This is a genomic window from Mesorhizobium sp. IMUNJ 23232 (genome assembly GCF_044326205.1).
In the GTDB taxonomy this organism is placed as follows: domain Bacteria; phylum Pseudomonadota; class Alphaproteobacteria; order Rhizobiales; family Rhizobiaceae; genus Kumtagia.
The window spans coordinates 51,671-72,345 of record NZ_JBIRCY010000027.1 but is presented as its reverse complement, the minus strand read 5'-3'; the positions used below and the strand labels follow the sequence as shown (position 1 = coordinate 72,345).

30 protein-coding genes are annotated in these 20,675 nt (G+C 63.1%); 12 read left to right on the top strand and 18 right to left on the bottom strand.

The window, feature by feature from the left end; translation table 11 throughout:
* Nucleotides 1-18: 18 nt before the first annotated feature.
* On the top strand, nucleotides 19-1,833 hold the full coding sequence (locus ACH196_RS19860) for a DEAD/DEAH box helicase (RefSeq protein WP_396648657.1): 1,815 nt from the start codon (nucleotides 19-21) through the stop codon (nucleotides 1,831-1,833).
* A 28-nt stretch (nucleotides 1,834-1,861) separates the two neighbouring features.
* Here ACH196_RS19860 and ACH196_RS19855 read toward each other — a convergent pair whose 3' ends face one another.
* The gene (locus ACH196_RS19855) at nucleotides 1,862-2,308 is read right to left on the bottom strand and encodes a DUF1801 domain-containing protein (RefSeq protein WP_396648692.1); all 447 of its coding nucleotides are present in this window, start codon (nucleotides 2,306-2,308) and stop codon (nucleotides 1,862-1,864) included.
* Nucleotides 2,309-2,431: 123 nt separating this feature from the next.
* The gene (locus ACH196_RS19850) at nucleotides 2,432-3,076 is read right to left on the bottom strand and encodes a TetR/AcrR family transcriptional regulator (protein WP_396648656.1); all 645 of its coding nucleotides are present in this window, start codon (nucleotides 3,074-3,076) and stop codon (nucleotides 2,432-2,434) included.
* A 96-nt stretch (nucleotides 3,077-3,172) separates the two neighbouring features.
* Between ACH196_RS19850 and ACH196_RS19845 the strand changes: the two genes are divergently transcribed.
* The 3 genes from ACH196_RS19845 (at nucleotide 3,173) to ACH196_RS19835 (ending at nucleotide 4,662) form a co-directional block, all read left to right on the top strand.
* The gene (locus ACH196_RS19845; protein WP_396648655.1) at nucleotides 3,173-3,709 is read left to right on the top strand and encodes a GFA family protein; all 537 of its coding nucleotides are present in this window, start codon (nucleotides 3,173-3,175) and stop codon (nucleotides 3,707-3,709) included.
* A complete protein-coding gene (locus ACH196_RS19840) occupies nucleotides 3,702-4,007 on the top strand; it encodes a DUF6958 family protein (RefSeq protein WP_396648654.1) in 306 nt (101 codons plus the stop codon). Before ACH196_RS19845 ends, ACH196_RS19840 begins: the two co-directional genes overlap by 8 nt.
* A gap of 121 nt (nucleotides 4,008-4,128) precedes the next feature.
* The gene (locus ACH196_RS19835; protein WP_396648653.1) at nucleotides 4,129-4,662 is read left to right on the top strand and encodes a hypothetical protein; all 534 of its coding nucleotides are present in this window, start codon (nucleotides 4,129-4,131) and stop codon (nucleotides 4,660-4,662) included.
* A gap of 179 nt (nucleotides 4,663-4,841) precedes the next feature.
* On the opposite strand, the gene ACH196_RS19830 is transcribed toward ACH196_RS19835, so the two are convergent.
* The 4 genes from ACH196_RS19830 to ACH196_RS19815 all read right to left on the bottom strand — a co-directional run bounded on the left by ACH196_RS19830 (nucleotide 4,842) and on the right by ACH196_RS19815 (nucleotide 6,363).
* On the bottom strand, nucleotides 4,842-5,318 hold the full coding sequence (locus ACH196_RS19830; protein ID WP_396648652.1) for a DUF1801 domain-containing protein: 477 nt from the start codon (nucleotides 5,316-5,318) through the stop codon (nucleotides 4,842-4,844).
* 3 nt (nucleotides 5,319-5,321) lie between these two features.
* On the bottom strand, nucleotides 5,322-5,549 hold the full coding sequence (locus ACH196_RS19825) for a hypothetical protein (protein WP_396648651.1): 228 nt from the start codon (nucleotides 5,547-5,549) through the stop codon (nucleotides 5,322-5,324).
* A 62-nt stretch (nucleotides 5,550-5,611) separates the two neighbouring features.
* Nucleotides 5,612-6,043, bottom strand: coding sequence for an SRPBCC domain-containing protein (locus ACH196_RS19820; protein WP_396648650.1), 432 nt, complete (start codon nucleotides 6,041-6,043; stop codon nucleotides 5,612-5,614).
* The gene (locus ACH196_RS19815) at nucleotides 6,040-6,363 is read right to left on the bottom strand and encodes an ArsR/SmtB family transcription factor (RefSeq protein WP_396648649.1); all 324 of its coding nucleotides are present in this window, start codon (nucleotides 6,361-6,363) and stop codon (nucleotides 6,040-6,042) included. Before ACH196_RS19815 ends, ACH196_RS19820 begins: the two co-directional genes overlap by 4 nt.
* Nucleotides 6,364-6,532: 169 nt before the next feature.
* On the opposite strand from ACH196_RS19815, the gene ACH196_RS19810 reads away from it, so the two are divergent.
* Nucleotides 6,533-6,709, top strand: a complete 177-nt coding sequence (locus tag ACH196_RS19810; protein ID WP_396648648.1) for a hypothetical protein — start codon at nucleotides 6,533-6,535, stop codon at nucleotides 6,707-6,709.
* Nucleotides 6,710-6,769: 60 nt separating this feature from the next.
* Nucleotides 6,770-7,165: a cupin domain-containing protein gene (locus ACH196_RS19805; protein WP_396648647.1), complete on the top strand. Its 396-nt coding sequence runs from the start codon at nucleotides 6,770-6,772 to the stop codon at nucleotides 7,163-7,165.
* Between the two features lie 21 nt (nucleotides 7,166-7,186).
* On the opposite strand, the gene ACH196_RS19800 is transcribed toward ACH196_RS19805, so the two are convergent.
* Nucleotides 7,187-8,191 carry a nicotinate-nucleotide--dimethylbenzimidazole phosphoribosyltransferase gene (locus ACH196_RS19800; RefSeq protein ID WP_396648646.1) on the bottom strand — a complete coding sequence of 335 codons (1,005 nt, stop codon included), beginning with the start codon at nucleotides 8,189-8,191 and terminating at the stop codon, nucleotides 7,187-7,189.
* Between the two features lie 95 nt (nucleotides 8,192-8,286).
* Between ACH196_RS19800 and ACH196_RS19795 the strand changes: the two genes are divergently transcribed.
* Entirely contained in the window at nucleotides 8,287-8,547 is a 261-nt protein-coding gene (locus ACH196_RS19795; protein WP_396648645.1) for a DUF1289 domain-containing protein, read from the top strand.
* A gap of 10 nt (nucleotides 8,548-8,557) precedes the next feature.
* Nucleotides 8,558-9,259 (top strand): TIGR02281 family clan AA aspartic protease, encoded by a 702-nt coding sequence (locus ACH196_RS19790; RefSeq protein ID WP_396648644.1) that lies wholly within the window; start codon nucleotides 8,558-8,560, stop codon nucleotides 9,257-9,259.
* A gap of 67 nt (nucleotides 9,260-9,326) precedes the next feature.
* On the opposite strand, the gene ACH196_RS19785 is transcribed toward ACH196_RS19790, so the two are convergent.
* Nucleotides 9,327-9,764, bottom strand: coding sequence for a DUF1489 family protein (locus ACH196_RS19785; protein ID WP_396648643.1), 438 nt, complete (start codon nucleotides 9,762-9,764; stop codon nucleotides 9,327-9,329).
* A 231-nt stretch (nucleotides 9,765-9,995) separates the two neighbouring features.
* On the opposite strand from ACH196_RS19785, the gene ACH196_RS19780 reads away from it, so the two are divergent.
* Both ACH196_RS19780 and ACH196_RS19775 read left to right on the top strand, forming a co-directional pair.
* Nucleotides 9,996-10,958, top strand: coding sequence for a hypothetical protein (locus ACH196_RS19780; RefSeq protein ID WP_396648642.1), 963 nt, complete (start codon nucleotides 9,996-9,998; stop codon nucleotides 10,956-10,958).
* A 48-nt stretch (nucleotides 10,959-11,006) separates the two neighbouring features.
* Entirely contained in the window at nucleotides 11,007-11,885 is an 879-nt protein-coding gene (locus ACH196_RS19775) for a hypothetical protein (RefSeq protein ID WP_396648641.1), read from the top strand.
* 34 nt (nucleotides 11,886-11,919) lie between these two features.
* On the opposite strand, the gene ACH196_RS19770 is transcribed toward ACH196_RS19775, so the two are convergent.
* Entirely contained in the window at nucleotides 11,920-13,320 is a 1,401-nt protein-coding gene (locus tag ACH196_RS19770) for an L-serine ammonia-lyase (RefSeq protein WP_396648640.1), read from the bottom strand.
* 284 nt (nucleotides 13,321-13,604) lie between these two features.
* On the opposite strand from ACH196_RS19770, the gene ACH196_RS19765 reads away from it, so the two are divergent.
* Nucleotides 13,605-14,324, top strand: a complete 720-nt coding sequence (locus ACH196_RS19765; RefSeq protein WP_396648639.1) for a DUF599 domain-containing protein — start codon at nucleotides 13,605-13,607, stop codon at nucleotides 14,322-14,324.
* Nucleotides 14,325-14,452: 128 nt separating this feature from the next.
* Here ACH196_RS19765 and ACH196_RS19760 read toward each other — a convergent pair whose 3' ends face one another.
* The 7 genes from ACH196_RS19760 to ACH196_RS19730 all read right to left on the bottom strand — a co-directional run bounded on the left by ACH196_RS19760 (nucleotide 14,453) and on the right by ACH196_RS19730 (nucleotide 19,212).
* On the bottom strand, nucleotides 14,453-16,021 hold the full coding sequence (locus ACH196_RS19760; RefSeq protein WP_396648638.1) for an amidase: 1,569 nt from the start codon (nucleotides 16,019-16,021) through the stop codon (nucleotides 14,453-14,455).
* The gene (locus ACH196_RS19755) at nucleotides 16,022-16,486 is read right to left on the bottom strand and encodes a GNAT family N-acetyltransferase (RefSeq protein WP_396648637.1); all 465 of its coding nucleotides are present in this window, start codon (nucleotides 16,484-16,486) and stop codon (nucleotides 16,022-16,024) included.
* 2 nt (nucleotides 16,487-16,488) lie between these two features.
* Complete coding sequence (gatC, locus tag ACH196_RS19750) at nucleotides 16,489-16,776, bottom strand: Asp-tRNA(Asn)/Glu-tRNA(Gln) amidotransferase subunit GatC (protein WP_396648636.1); 288 nt, start codon at nucleotides 16,774-16,776, stop codon at nucleotides 16,489-16,491.
* Nucleotides 16,777-17,314: 538 nt separating this feature from the next.
* Nucleotides 17,315-17,482 (bottom strand): hypothetical protein, encoded by a 168-nt coding sequence (locus tag ACH196_RS19745; RefSeq protein ID WP_396648635.1) that lies wholly within the window; start codon nucleotides 17,480-17,482, stop codon nucleotides 17,315-17,317.
* Nucleotides 17,479-17,898, bottom strand: coding sequence for a hypothetical protein (locus tag ACH196_RS19740; RefSeq protein WP_396648634.1), 420 nt, complete (start codon nucleotides 17,896-17,898; stop codon nucleotides 17,479-17,481). The genes ACH196_RS19745 and ACH196_RS19740 overlap by 4 nt, the downstream gene beginning before the upstream one ends.
* Nucleotides 17,867-18,484: a hypothetical protein gene (locus ACH196_RS19735; protein WP_396648633.1), complete on the bottom strand. Its 618-nt coding sequence runs from the start codon at nucleotides 18,482-18,484 to the stop codon at nucleotides 17,867-17,869. Before ACH196_RS19735 ends, ACH196_RS19740 begins: the two co-directional genes overlap by 32 nt.
* Before the next feature lie 20 nt (nucleotides 18,485-18,504).
* The gene (locus ACH196_RS19730; RefSeq protein ID WP_396648632.1) at nucleotides 18,505-19,212 is read right to left on the bottom strand and encodes a metal-dependent hydrolase; all 708 of its coding nucleotides are present in this window, start codon (nucleotides 19,210-19,212) and stop codon (nucleotides 18,505-18,507) included.
* 63 nt (nucleotides 19,213-19,275) lie between these two features.
* Here ACH196_RS19730 and ruvX point away from each other — a divergent pair, with 63 nt between their 5' ends.
* The gene (ruvX, locus tag ACH196_RS19725) at nucleotides 19,276-19,770 is read left to right on the top strand and encodes a Holliday junction resolvase RuvX (RefSeq protein ID WP_396648631.1); all 495 of its coding nucleotides are present in this window, start codon (nucleotides 19,276-19,278) and stop codon (nucleotides 19,768-19,770) included.
* Here ruvX and ACH196_RS19720 read toward each other — a convergent pair.
* Both ACH196_RS19720 and ACH196_RS19715 read right to left on the bottom strand, forming a co-directional pair.
* Nucleotides 19,728-20,048, bottom strand: a complete 321-nt coding sequence (locus ACH196_RS19720) for a DUF6105 family protein (protein WP_396648630.1) — start codon at nucleotides 20,046-20,048, stop codon at nucleotides 19,728-19,730. The two genes, ruvX and ACH196_RS19720, sit on opposite strands and share 43 nt — an antisense overlap.
* Nucleotides 20,048-20,605 carry a hypothetical protein gene (locus ACH196_RS19715; RefSeq protein WP_396648629.1) on the bottom strand — a complete coding sequence of 186 codons (558 nt, stop codon included), beginning with the start codon at nucleotides 20,603-20,605 and terminating at the stop codon, nucleotides 20,048-20,050. Before ACH196_RS19715 ends, ACH196_RS19720 begins: the two co-directional genes overlap by 1 nt.
* Nucleotides 20,606-20,675: the final 70 nt, after the last annotated feature.

The following is a 20,675-nucleotide window of genomic DNA, read 5'->3' as shown; positions in this document are numbered from 1 at the left end:
TCCAACGAGACGACAAAGATGACCCCGACTGCCGAAGACTTGCCTAAAACGCTGCCGGCCGCCGTCCATCCCGCCCTAGCGTCGGCGCTGGCGGCGCAGGGCTATTCGCAACTGACGCCGGTGCAGATGGCGATGCTCGAGGACGGGCACGCCGACGCCGATCTATTGGTCTCGGCGCAGACCGGCTCGGGCAAGACCGTCGCCTTCGGCCTGGCGATCGCCCCGACGCTGCTTGCCGGCGCCGAGCGGTTCGGCGCGCCCGACCGGCCGCTGGGCCTGGTCATTGCGCCGACGCGCGAACTGGCGATGCAGGTGCAGCGGGAACTCGACTGGCTGTATGCGGTCGCCGGCATCCGCATCGCCACCTGCGTCGGCGGCATGGACATGCGCAACGAGCGCCGGGCGCTGGATCGCGGCGCGCATCTGGTGGTCGGCACGCCAGGCCGGCTGCGCGACCATATCACCAAGGGCTCGCTCGATCTCGGCGCTCTGCGTGCGGTGGTGCTCGACGAGGCCGACGAGATGCTGGACCTCGGCTTTCGCGAGGATCTCGAATTCATCCTTGCCGCCGCCCCGCCGCAGCGCCGGACGCTGATGTTTTCGGCGACGGTGCCGCGCGGCATCGCCGAACTCGCCAAGACATTTCAGCACGACGCGGTACGGGTCGCCGCAAGTGCTGCGAGCCAGCAACATGCCGACATCGAATACCAGCTTATGCTGGTGCGGCGCGACGAGCGCGAGCACGCCATCATCAACACGCTCCTCGATTCCGACAGCGGCAGCGCGCTGGTGTTCTGCCATACGCGCGAGGCAGTTCGGCACCTGACGGCGCGCCTGGCCAACCGGGGTTTTTCGGTCGTGGCGCTGTCGGGCGAACTCGCGCAGTCGGAACGCTCGAGCGCCTTGCAGGCGATGCGCGACGGGCGGGCGCATGTCTGCGTGGCGACCGACGTCGCCGCCCGCGGCATCGACCTGCCCAATCTCGACCTCGTCATCCATGCCGATGTGCCGAGCAATCCAGAGACGCTCCTGCACCGCTCCGGCCGCACCGGCCGCGCCGGCCGCAAGGGCGTGTGCGTGCTGATCGTGCCAGAACACCGGCGCGGCGCGGCGGCCAAAGTGCTGTCGCTGGCGAAGCTCATGGCAACGATCCGCCCTGCCCCCGGCATCGCCGAGATCGAGACCCGCTACCGCCGGCAGATTCTGGAGACGGCACTCGCCTCGCCGCCAGCCGACGAGACCGAAGCGCGCTTCGTGGCCGAACTCGTCGGGCAGATGACTCCGGAGCAGATCGCCGTCGCCTACCTGCGCCAGCAGCTTGCCACCCGGCCGGTGCCCGAGGACATCCTGCCGATTGCCATATCTCCGGGAACCGTGAAGCCGCGTCGCGAGAAGCGTTCCGGCGAGGATTTTTCGCGCGAGGGCGCGTCGGTGCGCGAGCCCCGCGGACCCGATATGGTCGGCGGTGTGTGGTTCACGATCTCGCTCGGCCGCAAGCAGCGCGCCGATCCGAAATGGCTGCTTCCAATGATCTGCAAGGCCGGCGGCGTCACCAGGCGCGATGTTGGCTCGATCAGGATCGACGATGCGGAGACAAGGTTCGAAATCTCTGCCGACAAGGCCGAGGCCTATGCCGAGCATCTGACGCGCGCCGGCAGCCTTGAGCGGGGCATCAGCATCGCCCCAGCGGGCCAAGCGCAGGCCCGAACGCTTGAAGCCAAGGGCAAGGAAAAGTTCAAGGGCAAGCCTAAATTCAAGGGCAAGCGGCCGGAAGGACAGCCCGACCGGCCTCCATGGAAACCAAAAGGCCGCGGCGCCAAGCGTCCCGGCTGAAGCCCTCGCTTCAGCCGTCAAATGCAGATCATTTAGCCGACGAAACATTCAGTGCGACAGCCGCGCGAATGAGGGCCTTGAACGCATCCTCGTCGATCTTATCGCCTTCATGGATATCGATGGCGCGGCGGGTGCCACCTTCGAGGCTGGCGTTGAAGAGACCTGACGGGTCCTCCAGCGAAGCGCCTTTTGCAAAGGTTAGCTTCACATAGTTCCTATACGTCTCGCCGGTGCAGATGATGCCCGCATGCTCCCACACCGGAACGCCCAGCATCGAGTTCGACGGCTTTCTCCATTTCACCTCTTCCACCACGTCCGGGTCGGCTTGCTTGATGAGAGTTCGGACATAGGCGAGCGTCTCGCCTCGCCAGCCGGCCAGCTCCTTGATCCTCGCATCGAGCAGTTGGGAGGGGGAGGCTCCTCCATCCGCTTCCTTCGAGTTGCTCTTCTCCATGGTTGCTGCCGCCTTCTTCATAATTGCCGTCGCTTGAGTATCGCGTGTCACCGGATTTGCAACAAGCGAACGTGGGGCGAGCGAAAGTCCACTGCCAACGCTCGGGACAGCCGCCATGCGGACGAAGCTGCCGTTTGCCGGATATCAGCTTTCAGTCGCAGTTTGCACCGCGTAACCGCATAAAAATATCCGTACACTTTCCTGAGCGTGGGCGCGAAGCTGCGCTTTTGACGGTATTCCGCTGTCGCCCAAAAGCATGGCGGCGTTGATTGGCGCACCCATCACGATCCAGTTGAAATGCGTGGCGGCAACAGACGGATCGGGCATACTTACCTGCCCGATCGATGAGTAGTGTTCCAGGGCTCGCGTGAGCCTCCTTATCGATCTCATTGGCCCGTTTTCGTAAAGCGACTGTCCCAGTTCGGGAAATCGCTCAACTTCTCCGATGACCATCCGGCGAAGCTGCATCAGCCGCGGCGTCAAGACGATTGTCAGTTGGTCGATTGCCAATCCCAACAGGTATTCCCCAACGGGGCGATCGTCCAAGACCTCTTCGACATCCTCGCCGATCTCGTGCGCCGCACCGCCAGTCATGGCCCGCACAACCTCCACGAACAAGGCCTCCTTGGACTTGAAGTGTGCGTAGACCGTCTGCTTGGAGACGCCTGCGTTTTCAGCAACCGCATCCATGTTGGCGCCTAAAAACCCGTGCTGCAGAAATACCCGCTCGGCCGCGTCAACGATCTTCGCGTGGCTGCGATGGAGGCGGGTGGCAGCGCCATTGGACATTCCGCAGTCTCCCCTGTTCGACAACACCATAGCACTCAGGCTTGACAAATCAAACTGGACGGTCCAGTCTAATTAATGACGACATGGGAGAAGGCGGTGACAAAACAAACCTCGCTGACCTGCAAATGCGGACAGTTCACCATGCAGGTCGAAGGGCCTCATATCGCGAGCGTCGAGTGCCTTTGCAACAGTTGCAGGAAGGCGGGCGCCGTTCTGAATACGTTGCCGGGCGCCGCGGCTGTGGTGGATGAAAAGGGCGCCACTCCATTCGTGATGCATCGGAAGGACCGTGTGCGCATCCTTTCCGGCGCGGAACACTTGAGGGAGTATCGCTTGTCGGCAGGCGCGGGCACGCGTCGCGTCATTGCGACCTGCTGCAACACGCCGGTTTTCCTGGAGCTGAAGGGAGGCCACTGGCTCAGCCTCTATGGACAGCTATGGACCGACGGCGATCGCCCGCGGCTCGAAATGCGGACCATGACAGGCGATCTTGAGCAACCGGCGAACCTGCCCGACGATGTTCCGAACCTGAAGCAGCAGTCCCTGTCGTTCTACGGCCGGTTGTTTGCCGCATGGGTCAGGATGGGGTTCCGGAGCCCGAAAATTGTGGTGAATGGAGAATTGAATGTCTGAAGCCGATACCAAGATCGAAATCGAAAGCTTCACCTCCCCTCATTGGAAAGAGCGGGTGGATCGCACAAAATACCTGGCGATGCGCGAGGCTCTATTGCCTGTTCTGCCCACAACGCCTCCGGGGATCACCGTGGCCGAGGCAACGGCGGCGCTCCTTGGGCGACTGTCCGATACCGTTTTTCCAGGCGGCGCGAAAGCTGGCTGGTGGCTCAAGGCCGTGCAACTCGACCTGGAGGCAAAGGGGGTGATCGCCCGAGGCTCGACCAAACCGGTGCGCCTATATCGCTGCGAGGGATAGCGAGGCAGAATCAGAACCAAGCATTCGCGACACAATTGCATCGCGTGCCTTGGGTCGACGGTGGACGAGCGCGTCTTGCCAGGACCGGAACTCGTTGCTCTGGCTACCGGGCGATAGCCAGGTGAGCGACAGGCGCGACGCCGTGAGTTCTGGAAATTCAACGAAAGTGGTGGATGCCAGGTGCGAGCGAATTCGGTATGCATTGTCGCAGTTGTGCAAACTGCCAGGCAAGCCTATGGTGCCCGACTTCGTTCCGCTCTATGCCATAATTATTGTTTTGTTTTCCCTGACTTATTTCTCCATGGCTTCCATATCCTTCCTGTTCGTTCGGCTCGACGTTCCGGAAGTATGGCGATTGTTTCGTGGCCTGTTCGATACCTATTTCTGGGTGGTTGGTTTCACCGGCCTTGTGGCAACGGCAGCCTTTGCCGCAAGCGGCCGCATGGCTTTCACGGCTGGAATGCTGTTACTCGCCGCTGCTACGGCAATGGCTATGCGCAGCACGGTGCTTCAGCGAATCGACGCCCAGCAAACCGCCTGGCGATCGGGCGACACCGCAGCGATGCGGCAGCTGCGTCTGATCCACTGGGGCGGCATGCTGGCCAATATCCTTGTCATTGCGACCATTGCGAGCAGCGTGCCGTTCATACTTTGACGCATTGTGGCGGGAAGCGCGGCTAAGACCTAGGCGCCTTCAGGATGAGGTCGGTTCAAGCCTGCACGTCGCCCTCGGCCTTGGGCGCTGCATCCTGCGCCGACATTCCCTTTGCCATATTCTTCGTAGCTTGCGGGCCGATGATCTGACCTCCGCTTGCGCCGCGCACTCACCCCCGTTCACATTTTTTCGCCCGGCAATTGGCTGGCCTGCTTTACCCAATCTGCGAACTGCGCCTCGTCGAACTGTTCGTCTTCAAAAATGTGAAAATAGAGCACTTCCTTGTGTTTTGACGCGACCGGCGGAAGCGGGTCGAGCGATGAGCCGCGGAAGAAGGCCACCTTGATGTATTTCGTAAAGACATGGATGCCGAGGAAATAGGTTCCTTCCTCGACCCCATACATCGGCGAGTTCCATTTCACCGCCTTGCGCACGCCGGGGACGGCGTGCGCGATGATCGCGTCGAGGCGCCGCCCGACGGCGCTTTTCCAGCCCGGCATCGCCGCGATGTAGGCCTGCACGGGGGCGTCGCCATAACCTTTCGGGATCTGCGGGTTGCCGCCCGAAAGGAGGACGACCTCGCCGGCCGGCTTGGTCTTCGCTGCGCCGGGTTTGATGGCGGCTTTCCCTGAGCTCCCAGATGTCTTGCCGGGCATTCCTCACTCCTGTCCGACGGTGCGCCGCCCGCCGCGCCAACCGGCGACATAGGGCAGCGCGAACATGTACAGGCCGGAAAATAGCATCAGGAAGAGCGGTGGCAACGGCGCGTAGACCACCCAGGCGGGAGGCTCGCCCATCGCCATCGCGGCAAAGTTGGCGATGACCGTCATGGTGAAGACGATTGACAGCCAGCGGTGGGTCTGGCGAATCCAGTTGTTCCAGGTCAAGGGAATCTCCTTTCAAGGTCAGTCGAAGCGGATCGGGCGTGTCCCTCGCGGCCTGGCAGGCGTCAGTCCGCGCGTGCCAAAACCTCTTCCAGTTTCGCGAAGAACTGCTGCCACCCTGCCTTGGCACCGCCAAAAGCCTGCTTCTGATCCGGTCGGAAACCCGACTGCTCCACGCGCAGATGGGTTCCCGTGCCCGTCGGGGTGAGCGTGAAGGTCACCACACTCTTCAGGTTGAAGGCCGCATCGTCGTGCTTGAAGTCCCAAGTGTAGGACAGCTTCGTGTTTGGCTCGACGGCGAGGACCTCGCAGTCCAGCACACCGCCCCAGTCTCCGCGAAGATTGAAACGGTGACCCACATCCGGCTTGAAATCGTTTTTCATCAGCCATTCCTCGATCAGATGCGGTTGCGTGAGCGCGCGCCAGAGCTTTTCCGGCGGATGCGGGATATCGCGCTCGACGATGACGGTGCGCGTTTCGGCCGATGTTTCGTTCATTGGTCCATCCTTTTCAGCAGGTCTTCGAGGCCGTCGAACCGGTTTTCCCAGAACCCGGTCATCTCTTTTGTCCAATCGACCAGCGGGGCCAAGGCGCCGAGTTGCGCACTGTAGTGCGTCTGGCGCCCTTCGTGACGGTCGCGCACCAGGCCGGCCTGCTTCAGCAGCCCAAGATGCTTAGAGACCGCCGGTTGCGAGACGCCGGCGCGGGTCGTCAGCGCCCCGACCGTCTGCTCGCCCTCGCGGCACAGCCGCTCAAAGATGGCCCGCCGCGTCGGGTCGGCAAGCGTCCTGAAGAGCATGTCATGGGCATCGGGCATTTGGGATCAATAACCAGCCAGCTATTGATTGACGTATAACCACCGAGATATGAGTTCGTCAAGCCCAGCCGACTGCTGATGGTCAAGCCGTGACCGCCCCTCGCCGGCCTCGGTAGCCCGGCTAACGGTCGCGTGCTAAACCGCCCGCAAGGGAATCGGAATTTTCACCATGCGCCTGCTGCTGCCGATCGCGATGACCATGGCCCTGCTCTCGGCCTGCCAGACTGCGCCGCCGAGCAAGCCGTTCGAGCCCGCCTGCACGCAGCACCGCTTCGATGCCGGCTTCTGCGACCAGCCGACTAATTTCCATTTGTGGACGACGCTTTTAACCGGGCAGATGCAATAGCCCGTCAGGTCTTACGGAAGGAACGGAAACGCATCTTCAAAACTGGAGCCGGAGGCGCCTATGAAGATGATTTCACACGGTGAACAGCCGCGCGAGAAATGGCGAGCAGGCGTGGAAACCCGAATGCAGGTATCGGCCTGCAACGGTGCAGCTCAACTTTGTATTTTCGAGCAATGGGTGGCGCCAGCCATGGGCGCACCCACTCATAGTCATCCCGTGGAGGAAGTGCTTACGGTTCTCGCTGGCAAAGCCGAGATGTGGATCGAAGAAGAAACCGCGGTTTTAACCGCCGGGCAATCTCTCATTGTCCCAGCCAACCGCAAACACGGCTTCCGAAACGTGAGCTCCGAAATGCTTCATATGCATGCCGTGCTCGCATCATCGATTTTCGAGGCGACGTTCGACGGCAGCGAACCTGTCCGACGCTGGCTTCCGTCGGCGGTCAATTCGGGTTGATCGAAATTTCAAGCCGAGACGTTATCCGGAAACGGCTGCTCTTGCCTCCGCGAAGGTCGAGGCCACCTGCGCCGCCGCCTTGACCACCCCCGCCGCAAGCACGGCCGAAGTCCCCTCCCCGCCGCCGATTCCAAAGTCGAGCACCGGTTTCAACCCCAGCCGCCCTACGGCATGAGCCAAGCCTCGTTCAACCGGTTGCTGAGCAATCAGGCAATGATCGATCGCTCCCGTATCGAGCGACTTCAGCACCGCCGCCGCGGCCATCGCCGCACCGCCGTCGAGGATCACCGGCACGTGCTCCATGCGCGCCGCAAGGATCGCGCCTGCGATTGCCGCGAATTCGCGCCCGCCCAGCCGCCGCAACACCTCCAGCGGATCCTTCAGATGGCCGCGATGCAGGGCAAGAGCCCGGTCGACGATCTCCGCCTTGCGCGCCACCATGGCGGCGTCCGCTCCGGAACCCGGTCCGGCCCAGTCCGCGCCCGCGCCGCCGAACAGCGCAGAAAGCATCGCCGCCGCAACCGTCGAGTCACCGACGCCGAGAGCGCCGATGCACAAGAGGTCCGTCCCGCCGGCCACCGCCTCCATGCCGAAGGCAATGGTTGCAGCGCAGCCGCGCTCGTCGAATGCCGCCTCGGTGGTTATGTCGCCGGTCGGCAGGTGCAGCGCGAGGTCGAACACTTTCAGCCCGACATCGTTCGAGAGGCAGACGCCGTTGATGGCGGCGCCGCCGGCGGCACAGAGTTCGACCAGCCGCGCCGTCTCATCGACCGGACGCGGCGAAACGCCGTGAACCGCCACGCCGTGATTGCCGGCGAAGACCGCCATCAGCGGCCGGCGTATCGAAGGCTGCCTGCCGCTCCAGCGCGCCAGCCACACCGCGATTTCCTCCACCCGGCCGAGCGGGCCGAAACGCCGCGACCGCGACAGGAAGTCGAAGCGCACGCGCTCCGCCACCTTGTCGTCACCCGCCGGCAGTTGCCGGATCAGCCCGCGTATGTCGTCGAAGGGAAGTCCCGATACCATGTCGTATCCGTCGCACCTTGCCGTCGTTGCCGGGGGCATAGACGCTCTTGCCGCGTGGCACAATCGCGCCCTTGCATTGCGGGGCCGCCTGTCCCATGTGCTGGAGAACAAACGGAAACTTTTCGGCCGTGATCGAATCGCCCTGCATCCTCGTCTGCTCCATCGACATGAAGACGGGCTACTGCTTCGGCTGCGGGCGCACGCGCGACGAGATCGCGGAATGGATCGCCATGACCCCGGACCAGCGGCGCGCCGTGATGGCGCTGCTGCCGGCCCGGCTGGAAACCGTCGAGCGCCGGCCGCGCCGCGAGACCCGCCGCGCCCGCATGGCGCGCGAACGCGGCATGGCGGAGTGAGTTTTCAACGATGAACCGCTATTATATCGGCCTGATCATCCTCGGCGTCGGACTGGTCATCCTGCTGATGACCGATTCCAGCGGCTCGGTCTTCGGCCTGGACAACAATGATTTCGGCAAGCTGGTCTATGGCGGCGCGCTTATCACCGTCCTCGCCGTCTGGTTTCTGTCCTCGCGCCGCGCCATGAGCGGCGGCTTGCGCGCGGCGGCCATATGGCTGGCGGTCGCCCTCGCGCTCGTTGCCGGCTACCAGTACCGATACGAGATGCAGGACGTACTTTCCCGGGTCACCGCCGGCCTTATCCCCGGCAGCCCCCTCTCGTCCTTCGACCAGGAGGGCCGCGCAACGGTGATGATGGAAAAGCGGCAGAACGGTCATTTCGAGGTGCGTGGCACGGTCGAGGGCGCGCCGGTCGAGTTCCTTGTCGACACAGGGGCCACCAGCACAGTTCTAACCGCCGAGGACGCGCGCCGTGCCGGCATCGACGTAAACTCGCTCAACTATTCCATTCCCGTCGCCACAGCCAACGGCACCACGACCGCCGCCGCGACGCGGGCGCGCGAAATCACCGTTGGCAGCATCATCCGCCGCAACCAGCCGATCCTGGTGGCGGCCGAAGGCTCGCTCGGCCAGAGCCTGCTCGGCATGAATTTCATTTCGACACTGTCGGGTTTCGACATGCGCGGCGACCGGCTGACTTTGCGCGACTGAGCGTATCCGTCAGCGCAATTCGTTGAATGCACCGGGCGGATCGGAGTGATAGTTCAGGAAGATTCTGTCAGAGCAGCCCGAGTGCCGCCAGTTCCTGCTTCAGATGCGGCGGCATCTGCGTGAGCCCCGCCCTGCCCTTGCCGAGATCGGCCGGCGCGTCGGCCGGCTTGAGGTAACGCCAGCCTTGGAAGGCGCGGCGCGGCTGCCATTCGGTACGCTCGACAATCGGATCGAGGACGAGGTGGCAGCGGCCGATGCCTTCATCGTCAGTGAACGGGCGTATTTCAACCAACCGCTGGCGGCATTGCACCTGCGCCTTGATCACCCAGTAGAGCGAGCCGCCGTCGACAAGCTCGGCAGCGCGGATCGGCACCATGCGCGTCGTGTGGAAATGCTCGACCGGCTCACCGGCGCGCCGCTTTTCGTCGAGGCGGAAAGTGATCCACTCCTCCAGATCCTCGACGCTGTCGCAGCCGACGCAGAGTTTTATGAGATTGAGCGCCATGCCTCTGGTTTAGCGCGCGCCGCGCAGCGGTCAACGGCCGAAGCGGTTATTCACAGGCGGCGCACACCGCCACGGCGGCGCCTCTCGTTACACAAACCCCTCGTTTCCCTGCCTTCGGCCAGCCTTACAAGATTCAAAGAGCAACATTGAGGAGCATAAATCAGATACAATAACGTGGAATCTTTCACATTCTCTCGGAAGCTCGCACCTTGCAAATATCAAGGAGGCCGAATGCCAATCACCAAAACCGAGGTTCTGGAGGTTCTTGACGACGGCCGTATCCGCAACATGCGCTTCACTGTCGGGCCGATCAGCATCAATGCCGGCGAATACGACAAGGTCTACGACCTGATCGAGGCAGGGGCGATCACGGTGAAGCCATGGAAGGAAAGCTATTCGCTCTACATGGCCGCGAGCAACATGATCCGCACGGCAGCCAAGGAACCGCCGCTCACGCCGATCATCCGCTCCAACGTGCTTCATGAATGCACGCACGTCATAACTGACATGAACAAGATCAGGGTCACCAGGGTGGCGGACGAGGCGGCGGCCTATCTCGCGCAGGTGACATACCATCTGATGCTCGAGCCGAACTACGATCCCCCGACGATCCGCGGCATTCCGGAATACGATATGATCCGGCTCTGTGTGCGGCTGGTGAAGCAATATGAGCTGGGCAAGTCTGGCGGCAACGGCGCGCAGATTTCGGCTGATGACATCAGGTCGATCGCCAATATGCTGCCGAGCCTGCCGGAATACAGCCACATCAAGCCGGAAGAAATCGCCGTCGCCGACGGCGTTGGCATGGACAGCGACGAGGCCGAGGAATTCTACCGGCGCCAGGTCTCGCGGATGAACACCCAGCTTCTCAACGAACTCATGGCCGAGGAAACACGTCGGCTCATCGAAAGCTCGATGAAGATCCAGATCGTCGCTTACGAAAATTATGTGACCTGGGACCCGGAACTGCTGGAATTGTTCGCAACGGCGACAGCCGGAACCTCCAACAAGAACAAGGCCGCACTGCTGAAGTTGCACAGGATCTTCGCAACGATCGCGCAGCGCAGCGCCGTTGAATACAACCAGCGGCTTTCCGCCCTCAAGAAGGGCGACAAGGTTTCGGAAAAATTCCACGCGGTCTTCCAATCCGGACAGCGGGCTGCGCTGCTGGACGCACTGCGCGTTCCGAGGTGACCGTCACAGGCCGGCAGACGCTGTCCACGCCGAGCCCGGAGGAGATGCATGGCAAACACACTCTACATCGTCGACGATGATCTGTTCAGCCGCCAGCCGCAGGTCGTGCGCGACACGACACTCGCCGAAACCCAGAACCTTTTTGCCTTCGTGAAAAACTTCAAGGTCCTGCTGCAGCAGCCCTCGAAATTCCCGACACGCTTCGACTTCACCGACTCGGTGGTGAAAGTGGTGGAGAGCGACGGCGATGTCAGCGCCTTCCACAACCAGTCGGTGCGGACGCAGACGTCGAACCTAGCTCATTCCGCCAAGCAGAACGGCATCACCCTGAACACCGGAACCCAAACACGCAATGCCGGCGTGCCGGAACGCGGCGGCATCGGTTTTCAGTCCAAGGACGTCCTCACGGCGGGCAGCCAGAAACTGGCCTTTGTGCTCACAGGCGGCGCAGCGTCGCTGGAAACCGTGAAGGAGGCGGTCGCCGAATTCAACGCCGGCGGGCGCAGCAAGAATGAGATCCTGGCCGACAAGAAAAAAGCCATAGAAGGAACCAGTACGCGCAAGGGACTAGGCCTGGCGGGTTATTATGGCAGACATCAGTCGCTCGTCGACATACGCGGCCTGATGGCATGGGAGCTGGTCGAGAAACCGCTGGCCGACTGGCCGAAGGATGATCAGATCAGCGTCGCGACCGCGCTGGCGCGGCTGATCGCCCACGAGGCCAGGCACCAGTACATCGCCCCGCACTACAATGGCGGCGGCCTGGGCGCATCGGAAGCCTCATTGTGGGGCGACAAGAATTTCGCCGCCTTCGATCAGGGCGACCAGAAGGAGGTCGGGGTTGCGCTGGCGAATTTCACCAAGCTGCAGAAGACGGCGACGATCCACCTCGAGACCAACCCGACGAACCAGCCGTTTCCGTATTGAGATCCGGAGCGCTTGAGAACCTGTCAGCAGAAACTCAGCACTCCACGACGTTGACCGCGAGCCCGCCGAGGCTGGTCTCCTTGTATTTCTCGCTCATGTCGAGGCCGGTCTGGCGCATGGTCTCGATCGCAGCGTCGAGCGGCACGAAATGTTTGCCGTCGCCCTTGACCGCCAGCGAGGCGGCGGTGACGGCCTTCACCGCGCCGAGCGCGTTACGCTCGATGCACGGCACCTGCACCAGGCCGGCGACAGGATCGCAGGTCATGCCGAGGTGATGCTCCAGCGCAATTTCGGCAGCGTTCTCCACCTGCTCCGGCGTGCCGCCCATGACGGCGCACAAGCCCGCAGCCGCCATCGCCGAGGCCGAGCCCACCTCGCCCTGGCAGCCTACCTCCGCGCCGGAGATCGAGGCATTGTGTTTTATAATGCCGCCGACCGCCGCGGCCGTCAGCAGGAAGTCGCGGATGCTCGGCTGGTCGGCCTCGGGGTGGAAATGCAGCCAGTAACGCAGCACGGCGGGCAATGTGCCGGCCGCGCCGTTGGTCGGCGCGGTGACGACGCGGCCGCCGGCGGCGTTCTCCTCGTTGACCGCCATGGCATAGACCGACAGCCAGTCATTGGCGAGCAGCGGGTTCGGCCGGTTCTGCCGCCATTCCTCCTCCAGCTTGCCGTGCAGCATCTTCGCGCGGCGGCGCACTTTCAGCCCGCCCGGCATGATGCCTTCCTGCGCCAGCCCGCGATCGATGCAGCCGCGCATGGCGCTCCAGATGGCGTCGAGCCTGGCGTCGAGGTCTTCGCGCGGCATTTGCGTTTCTTCATTCGCCCGCTTCATCTCGGCGATCGACAGGCCGCTTTTCGCCGCCATTTTCAACATCTGGGCGGCGTCGGCGAAGGGATAGGGAACTTTCGGCCCGGCGGTCTTCGCCGAGCGGCCTTTCATGCGCTGCAGTTCTTCCTCCGACACCACGAAACCGCCGCCGACCGAATAATAGACACGGCGCAGGATGAGATGGTCGTCGGTGTCGTAGGCATAAAAAGTCATGCCGTTGGCGTGGCCGGGCAGCGGCGTCTTCTTGTCCAGCACGAGGTCGACGGCCGGATCGAAGCGATAGGTCGGATGGCCGGGCGGCGAGACGCGTTTTTCCGCCTTGATCTTTTCGATCTGGGTGTCGGACTTGTCCGGGTCGACCGTGGTCGGCGTCTCGCCGGCAAGCCCGAGGATGACGGCACGGTCGGAACCGTGGCCGATGCCGGTGTAGGCGAGCGAGCCGTGCAGGCTGGCGCCGAGGCGACCCACTTTCGTCCCGGCCGGCCGCGGCCAGTCGTCGCCGGCGATCTCGTCGAGGAAGCGCCGGGCCGCCGTCATCGGCCCCATCGTGTGGGAACTCGACGGGCCGATGCCGATCTTGAACAGGTCGAAGACGGAAAGAAACAAGCGGGATGCTCCGGGTCGGTCGGTACGATCGTTCGCGTGCCGGGCCATAGATATCGGTCTTTTAAGGCCTACAGGCTAGGCCCGCTCCGAAATCCGTTGTGCAGGCCGCGACATCGCGTGGCCGGAGTGCCCGAAACGCGGAAAGGCGGTCGCCCGCGCCTTTCCGATACCGCCCTGTCCTGTCCGATCAGCTTGCGGAACCACTCGCATGCGGCGGATGTCACCCTGGAAAATCTGACTGCGCCTGTTTCCTTCCAGCCGGTCGCCGCATTACGCTGCCTGACATGGCCGAATCTCTGATCCTGTCTCCGGCGGATCTTGCCGCCCTCGCCTTCTTCCTGATCGTATGGGTCGTCCATGCGCTGGCGGCCAACGGCCATCTGGTCAAGCGGGTGTCGCTGACCGCCGCGATGAACGCCCAGCGCCTGGCCTGGATGCACACGATGGGCCGGCGCGAACTGCGCATGATCGACACCAGCATCATGGTCGGCCTGCAGCAGGGCACCGCCTTCTTCGCCTCCAGCGCGCTGATCGCGCTCGGCGGGTGCTTCGCGCTGCTGAGGGGCGCCGACAACGTGCTGATGGTCGTCAACGAGTTGCCCATCGCCGCACAGCACTCGCGGCAGGCCTTCGAGATCAAGGTGGTCGGCCTGATCGCCATCCTCGCCTATGCCTTCTTCAAGTTCGGCTGGTCGTATCGCCTCTTCAACTACTGCTCGATCCTGGTCGGCGCCGTGCCCATGCACCGCGACAGTCTGGACGATCCCTCGGACATGGAGGCGGCGATCCAGCGCGCGGCGCGGATGAACATGCTGGCCGGTTCGCATTTCAACGCCGGGCTGCGCGGCATCTTCTTCTCGATCGCCTATCTTGGCTGGTTCCTCAGCCCGGTCGCCTTCCTGTCCACCACCTTGCTCCTGTTTGCCGTGCTGTTGCGGCGGCAATTCTTTTCGGAAGCGCGCAGGGTGGCACTTGGAGAGGGCAGTAGGGCAGTAGGGCAGTAGGGCAGTAGGAAGGGGGCGCGAACTTGCAAGGCGGTCAAGAGATCAGGTGACTTGTTTCTCGCAGAAGCCTCAAAAGCAGATGCTGGAAGCAGAAACCCTACTGCCTACTGCCCTAGTCCTTGTCAGCCCTACCACCACTTCTCCGGCCGAAACCGCCCCGCCGCCTGCTCGATGACATGGCCGGTCTGGAACAGCGTCTCCTCTTCGAACGGCTTTCCGATGAGCTGCAATCCCAGCGGCAGGCCGTTGGCGTCAAGGCCGGCGGGGACGGCGATGCCGGGCAGGCCGGCCATGTTCACGGTGACGGTGAAAATGTCGTTGAGATACATCTTCACCGGATCGTTCGCCATGTCCTCGTCGGCGATGCCGAAGGCGGCGGACGGCGTGGCCGGCGTCAGGATCACGTCGATGCCGTCGGCAAAGACCTTTTCGAAATCGCGCTTGATCAGGGTGCGCACCTTCTGCGCCTGCAAATAGTAGGCGTCGTAGTAGCCGGCCGACAGCACGTAGGTGCCGATCATGATGCGGCGCTTGACCTCGCGGCCGAAACCGGCGGCGCGGGTCTTTTCGTACATGTCGATGATGTCCTTGCCAGGAACGCGCAGGCCGTAGCGCACGCCGTCGTAACGCGCGAGGTTGGACGACGCTTCGGCGGGCGCCACGATGTAATAGGCGGGCAGCGCGTATTTGGTGTGCGGTAGCGAGATGTCGACGATTGTCGCGCCGGCGTCCTTCAGCCAGGCAATGCCCTTCTGCCACAGCGTCTCGATCTCCTCCGGCATGCCGCCGACCCGGTATTCCCTGGGAATGCCGACCTTCATGCCCTTGACCGGACGTCCGATCGCCGCCTCATAGTCCGGCACCGGGACATCGACCGAGGTCGTGTCCTTGGCGTCGACCGATGCCATCGACTTCAGCATGATCGCGGCGTCGCGCACGTCGCGGGCGATCGGGCCGGCCTGGTCGAGCGACGAGGCGAAGGCGACGACGCCCCAGCGCGAGACGCGGCCATAGGTTGGCTTGATGCCGACTGTGCCGGTGAAGGCAGCCGGCTGGCGGATCGAGCCGCCGGTGTCGGTCGCCGTCGCGCCGGCACAGAGGAAGGCCGCGACCGAAGCTGCCGAACCACCCGACGAACCGCCGGGCACCAAGCGTTTGTTGCCAAGCGCCTTGACCTGCCGCGTCCCACCGCCGGCCCCGACGAAACCGCCCTCGCCCATATGGGTCGACGGCATCACCCGGGTCTCGGTGCGGTGGCTACGCCACGGATTGACGACCGGCCCGTAATAGGACGTCTCGTTGGACGAGCCCATGGCGAACTCGTCCATATTCAGTTTGCCGAGCATGACCGCCCCGTCTGCCCACAGGTTGGACGTGACGGTCGATTCGTAGCGCGGTTTGAACCCGTCGAGGACGTGGCTGCACGCCTGTGTATGCACGCCTTCGGTGGCAAACAGGTCCTTGATGCCGAGGGGGATGCCTTCCAATGCGCCAGCCTCTCCCCTGGAGAGCTTCGCGTCGGAGGCTTTCGCCATGTCGCGGGCCTTGTCGTGGGTAACGGCGACATAGGCGTTGAAGGTCGGGTTGGCGGCGTCGATCGCCGCGAGGTAGGCGTCGGTCAGTTCGGCAGAGGTGATTTCGCGCGCCTTCAGCTTTGCGCGGGCCTCGGCGATGGTCAGTCCGGTGAGCTCGGTCATTTAGGAAAGCTTCTTTTCGTAGAATCGGGAATGGCCAGAATCGGGATAGTCGAGCACCGCGCCGCAGGTGGTGAAGCCGCCGCGCTCGTAGACGCGGTAGGCGGGCTCGAAACCGGGCGCCTCGCCGGTCTCCAGCACCAGCCGGGCAATGCGCTTTTGCCGCGCGAGCGCCTCGATCTTCTCTAGTAGTTGCGATCCAACACGTTTCCCCCGCACTTCCGGCAGCGTGAACATGCGCTTGACCTCGCCGAGGCCGCCGCCGTGGTCCTTCAGTGCGCCCATGCCGACCGGCTTGCCTTCGTCGCGCGCCACGAACAGGGTGACGGCGGGCTCGGCCATCTGCTCGACGGTGAGTTGGAACTGGAATTCGCGCGGTGTCAGCGGGATCATGGTGGCGTTCAGCGCCGACACCATCGTGCGCACATCATCCTGCAGCGGCGTCTCGATCGCGATCTCGACAGCCATGGCTATTCCACCACCTTCGGCACCAGGAAGAAATTTTCCGCCGTTGCCGGCGCATTGGCGACGATGTCGTCCGCCTTGCCGCCGTCCGTCACCGCATCCTGACGCTTCTTCATAGCCATCGGCGTCACCGAGGTCATCGGCTCGACGCCGGTCACGTCGACCTCGTTCAACTGCTCGACGAAACCAAGGATGACATTGAGTTCGCCGGTCATGCGTTCGGCATCCTCATCGTCGACGGCAATGCGGGCCAGGCGCGCGACGCGCTTCACGGTGGCGATATCGACGGACATTTATTTGCCTCGACGGATGATGGAGAACGGCGAAGTCCGGGCTATAGCGGCGCGGCGCGCGGCGCGCAACCGGCGTCCGCCAAGCCAGGACGAACGGGTTGATACCGTATATCGGTCACTCACAGGAAGCATGGCCGTCAACACAAGTCTCTCCCGTCGCCACGCTGCGGAAATCCGCCCTGGCCATTGAGTGCAAAGCTCCCTTTTCGGGAGAGTGGGAAGCGGGGCGCGAGGCCGAGCCTCTCAAAGTTAAAATACGTGGCGCGAACCAAGCGCCCCGCCGGCGTGCTTGCCCGATCGCTGATACCGCCCCGGCTCAATCCGAGGCTTGTCGTCGCGATCTGGGGCCCGGGTCTCAAGGCTCTTGCCAAGCCGCGCACCGTTACGCAGCCACCCCGGCGCCGACGCTCTCCTCTGATACCCGGTGCGCACCAGGTTTCCCGCGAGAGCAATCACCAGGATTATGAGGCAGGATGGGACGATGGGGATGAAATCCCGCAAAAAATCGTCCGGTTGAGTTTTTCGGTAACGCAGACAATCAGCGCAAGCTATTGAAAAGAAATATTTTCTGGCCTTGAGAAACTGTTGGCGACTCATGAATTTCCGCTAATGCCGTCCCCTTCGGATGAAACTGTGGTATGGCGCGCGCCTTTGCCGCTTCGACCGTCAAGCCGGCGAGATTTGGCAGCGGGAACGGCAGGATCATATCATGTCATCAGGCCGTCGTTGACCTTGGGCCTGCGAGGCGCGCCTGAGCGGCCGGGCCTCGGTGAAAATGTTGCGGGAGCGGAACTCGGCCGGGCTGGAATGCCAGAGGAACTCATTGATGCCCGGTCCGGGTTTTTCCGTGGTGAACCAGGGTTCCTTGAGGTAACGAGACGGTGCGCCTGCCCAGGCGGGAACACGCGCCCGGTATTTCTTGGCGAGATAGGAGGCGACCGCCCCTGCCAGTGCATCGAGCCGCGCATCGCCGGTCAGCGGCGGCTCAACGGCAAGCGCTGTCGACTGCCGCTCAGGGTTCCGCAGCGTATAGAATGTATCCAGAAACTCGGCGAACGCCTTCTCGCGGGACTCACCCGCGATGATGCGTTCATACGTTTCCGACAGGGTAGCGGGGCGCATCGGCCGCTCCGGTATTGGCGAGGACATGCCTCAACAGGAAAAGCTGCTTTTCCGGGTCGGCGGCCGAACGCGGAAAATAGCGCGACATTATCTCGACCACCGCGGCAGCGTTTTCGACACCGACAACCCTCATGAGATTGCGGATATCCTCCGCGTCCTTCTGCCCCTTTAGTGGGTCGAGAACACGGACAGCCTTTACCTTCAATGCCAGCAGGTATTCCGCGCTGGGGACATAGACGACAAGCCCGGGTTCCTCATCCGAACGGGGAAACGTGCCGAACTCGACGTGGTCACCTTCCATCGTCGCGATGCTGCTGAGGTGGAACGATACCGCGTCATTCAGCCAGTCCTCCGACCAGCCATGCCGCGCCGCGATCGTGGCCACGACATCGGCAAGCCATTGCGGCCATGGCGTTGGCAGTTCCGCGATATCAACATCTTCCGAACTAAAGCGAAAGTTGCTGGCGAGCATCAGCGCCGAGCCGCCATAGACGGCGACGTGGATCAAGGCGCCGTTCCGCTGTGCCGCCTCGCCGATCTCATCAAAGGCGGCGAGCAGTTCGGTCCGGTCGAATTGCCTCGCCATTGCCGCACCATCCGCCGAGGCTAGACCTCGATCGCCTCGCTCACTTTCGGCAGAACGACCTCGGTCGCGCTGCCCTCCAGCCCGGCGACGAACTTGTCGGCGCTCTGGTCGAGCGCGCCGAATGTCGCGAAGTGGCAGGGAATGGCTTTCTTGAAATTGAAGAAGCGCTTGCAGGCGAGTGCGGCCACCGCGCCACCCATGGTAAAACGGTCACCGATCGGCACGATGCCGATCTCCGGCTGGTGCAGTTCCTCGATGAGCGCCATGTCGCCGAAGATATCGGTGTCGCCCATGTGGTAGAGCGAGCGGCCGTCAGCAAAATGCAGGACGAGCCCCAGCGGGTTGCCGAGATAGGTGTTCGAGCCGTCGCCGATGTTGAAGGAGGAGGAGTGCAGCGCCTGCACGAAGGTCGTGGTGAAACCGCCGCAGTCGACCGTGCCCCCGGTGTTGCCGGGATTGATCTTGTCGCCAGCGACACCCTGGCCGACCAGATACATGCAGATCTCGAAATTGGCGACGAGCTGCGCGCCTGTCTTCTTCAAGATATCGGCTGCGTCGCCGACATGGTCGTTGTGACCGTGGGTGAGCAGCACATGCGTGATGCCCTTGGCCGGTCCTTCCCAGCCGCGGCCCCAGGACGGGTTGCCGCTGAGAAACGGATCGATCAGGATTTTGGCTTCGCCAGCGTCGATGCGGAAGGCCGAATGGCCGTACCAGGTGAGTTTCATGGCGGTCTCCTCGATTTCGCGTTGGTAAGAGGATAGAACGCCGGCAAGCCGAAAGGAAAGCCCGTGCCGGTCGTCGCCATCGAAGCCCTACCCCAACTGCTCCACGGCAACATGACGCTGGCCGGGCTCGATCTCGGCGAAAAGACCATCGGCGTCGCCGTATCGGACCGCGGCCTGTCCTTCGCCCATCCGCGGCCGGTGATCCTGCGCAAGAAATTCACCGTGGATGCCGAGGCGCTGCTGAAACTGCTTGCGGACGAGCAGACCGGCGCGATCATCATCGGGCTGCCGGTCAATATGGATGGCAGCGAAGGGCCGCGCGTCCAGGCGACGCGCGCCTTCGTGCGCAACATGCAGCGGCTGACCGACCTGCCTTTCGTCTATTGGGACGAGCGGCTGTCGACGGTCGCCGCCGAACGGACGCTGATCGAGATGGATTTTTCGCGGCAGAAGCGGAAAGGCAAGATCGATTCGGCTGCTGCCGCCTTCATCCTGCAAGGCGTGCTGGATCGCCTTCAGGCGCTAGGAGAGTCCGGCGCCGGCGCCTGGCCCGAATAGCGCTCGCGCTGCCTGCGCAGCCACGACGCCAGTTCCCGGCGACGGCGGAAAGCCCAGATCGCCAGCAGGATCAGCGTGTCGAAGAGGCAGGCTTTCGCAATGAACCACGGCACCGATGCAGGGTCGACGCCCATGATCTGGCCGGCAAGCTGGAAATAGATGTCGTGGATCTGCCGCGACAGCATCAGGTAGCCGAAATTGACGTCGTAGTAGGACAGGCCGAACCAGCCCCAGAAGATCACCAGCGGCAGCGCCCAGATCGTCAGGATGTAGCGCATCAGCGATCGAAACTCCGTTGGCCTTCGTAGGTCGCAACGAAACGCGACAGCCGCGCCGTCTGAGAGGCATCGATCGCCCTAACGCGGGCGGCGAGCCGCAGCTCTTCGCTGTCGGCCTCCGGCTGGGGATAAAGCTGCTGCTCGGCCCGGATCGCCACATAGGAGGCGATCAGCGCTGCGAAATGCGCGGCCATAGCCGGAAACAGGCCAGCGGTGGCCTTGATGGTTCCTACGAGCAGCATGAGGGTCATCAACCCGGAAGCGGCGGCAAAGGCCATGCGCAGGACCTCCTCGCTGGCCGCGCGGTTCTCCGGCGAGACGAAGAAGGTGACGAAGGCCCACCAGAACAGCACGGAGCAGATCGCGAATCCGAACGATACCGCTGCCTTCATGACGGGCACGGAAACGATGAAGAAATCCTGGCCGGACATGTCGATGCCGAAGAAGGTCAGCCCGTTGGCCGCGCCGTCCTGGCCGCCGAACACGGCGAGCCCGGCCAGCAGCGAAAACAGCACCGCCCAGTGAAAAACCAGAAAGAGAGTGAGTAGTCGCGGCATGCTGTCCTCATTGCGCACTACAGACTGGAGCCGTTGGCGCTCCGGCGCAACGTAAACCATTTGTTAAGGT

Bases quoted from the DNA above. Each gene is read 5' to 3' on its own strand.
- ACH196_RS19800 (WP_396648646.1), bottom strand. From the start codon at position 8,191: ATGGTATCGGGACTTCCCTTCGACGACATACGCGGGCTGATCCGGCAA.
- ACH196_RS19775 (WP_396648641.1), top strand. From the start codon at position 11,007: ATGGCAAACACACTCTACATCGTCGACGATGATCTGTTCAGCCGCCAG.
- ACH196_RS19820 (WP_396648650.1), bottom strand. From the start codon at position 6,043: ATGAACGAAACATCGGCCGAAACGCGCACCGTCATCGTCGAGCGCGAT.
- ACH196_RS19850 (WP_396648656.1), bottom strand. From the start codon at position 3,076: ATGTCCAATGGCGCTGCCACCCGCCTCCATCGCAGCCACGCGAAGATC.
- ACH196_RS19745 (WP_396648635.1), bottom strand. From the start codon at position 17,482: ATGATCCTGCCGTTCCCGCTGCCAAATCTCGCCGGCTTGACGGTCGAA.
- ACH196_RS19795 (WP_396648645.1), top strand. From the start codon at position 8,287: ATGTGCTGGAGAACAAACGGAAACTTTTCGGCCGTGATCGAATCGCCC.
- ACH196_RS19830 (WP_396648652.1), bottom strand. From the start codon at position 5,318: ATGCCCGGCAAGACATCTGGGAGCTCAGGGAAAGCCGCCATCAAACCC.
- gatC (WP_396648636.1), bottom strand. From the start codon at position 16,776: ATGTCCGTCGATATCGCCACCGTGAAGCGCGTCGCGCGCCTGGCCCGC.
- ACH196_RS19755 (WP_396648637.1), bottom strand. From the start codon at position 16,486: ATGGCTGTCGAGATCGCGATCGAGACGCCGCTGCAGGATGATGTGCGC.
- ACH196_RS19785 (WP_396648643.1), bottom strand. From the start codon at position 9,764: ATGGCGCTCAATCTCATAAAACTCTGCGTCGGCTGCGACAGCGTCGAG.
- ACH196_RS19840 (WP_396648654.1), top strand. From the start codon at position 3,702: ATGTCTGAAGCCGATACCAAGATCGAAATCGAAAGCTTCACCTCCCCT.
- ACH196_RS19780 (WP_396648642.1), top strand. From the start codon at position 9,996: ATGCCAATCACCAAAACCGAGGTTCTGGAGGTTCTTGACGACGGCCGT.
- ACH196_RS19815 (WP_396648649.1), bottom strand. From the start codon at position 6,363: ATGCCCGATGCCCATGACATGCTCTTCAGGACGCTTGCCGACCCGACG.
- ACH196_RS19760 (WP_396648638.1), bottom strand. From the start codon at position 16,021: ATGACCGAGCTCACCGGACTGACCATCGCCGAGGCCCGCGCAAAGCTG.
- ACH196_RS19810 (WP_396648648.1), top strand. From the start codon at position 6,533: ATGCGCCTGCTGCTGCCGATCGCGATGACCATGGCCCTGCTCTCGGCC.
- ACH196_RS19730 (WP_396648632.1), bottom strand. From the start codon at position 19,212: ATGAAACTCACCTGGTACGGCCATTCGGCCTTCCGCATCGACGCTGGC.
- ACH196_RS19790 (WP_396648644.1), top strand. From the start codon at position 8,558: ATGAACCGCTATTATATCGGCCTGATCATCCTCGGCGTCGGACTGGTC.
- ACH196_RS19720 (WP_396648630.1), bottom strand. From the start codon at position 20,048: ATGCGCTACATCCTGACGATCTGGGCGCTGCCGCTGGTGATCTTCTGG.
- ACH196_RS19740 (WP_396648634.1), bottom strand. From the start codon at position 17,898: ATGCGCCCCGCTACCCTGTCGGAAACGTATGAACGCATCATCGCGGGT.
- ACH196_RS19765 (WP_396648639.1), top strand. From the start codon at position 13,605: ATGGCCGAATCTCTGATCCTGTCTCCGGCGGATCTTGCCGCCCTCGCC.
- ACH196_RS19735 (WP_396648633.1), bottom strand. From the start codon at position 18,484: ATGGCGAGGCAATTCGACCGGACCGAACTGCTCGCCGCCTTTGATGAG.
- ACH196_RS19860 (WP_396648657.1), top strand. From the start codon at position 19: ATGACCCCGACTGCCGAAGACTTGCCTAAAACGCTGCCGGCCGCCGTC.
- ACH196_RS19805 (WP_396648647.1), top strand. From the start codon at position 6,770: ATGAAGATGATTTCACACGGTGAACAGCCGCGCGAGAAATGGCGAGCA.
- ACH196_RS19715 (WP_396648629.1), bottom strand. From the start codon at position 20,605: ATGCCGCGACTACTCACTCTCTTTCTGGTTTTTCACTGGGCGGTGCTG.
- ACH196_RS19855 (WP_396648692.1), bottom strand. From the start codon at position 2,308: ATGAAGAAGGCGGCAGCAACCATGGAGAAGAGCAACTCGAAGGAAGCG.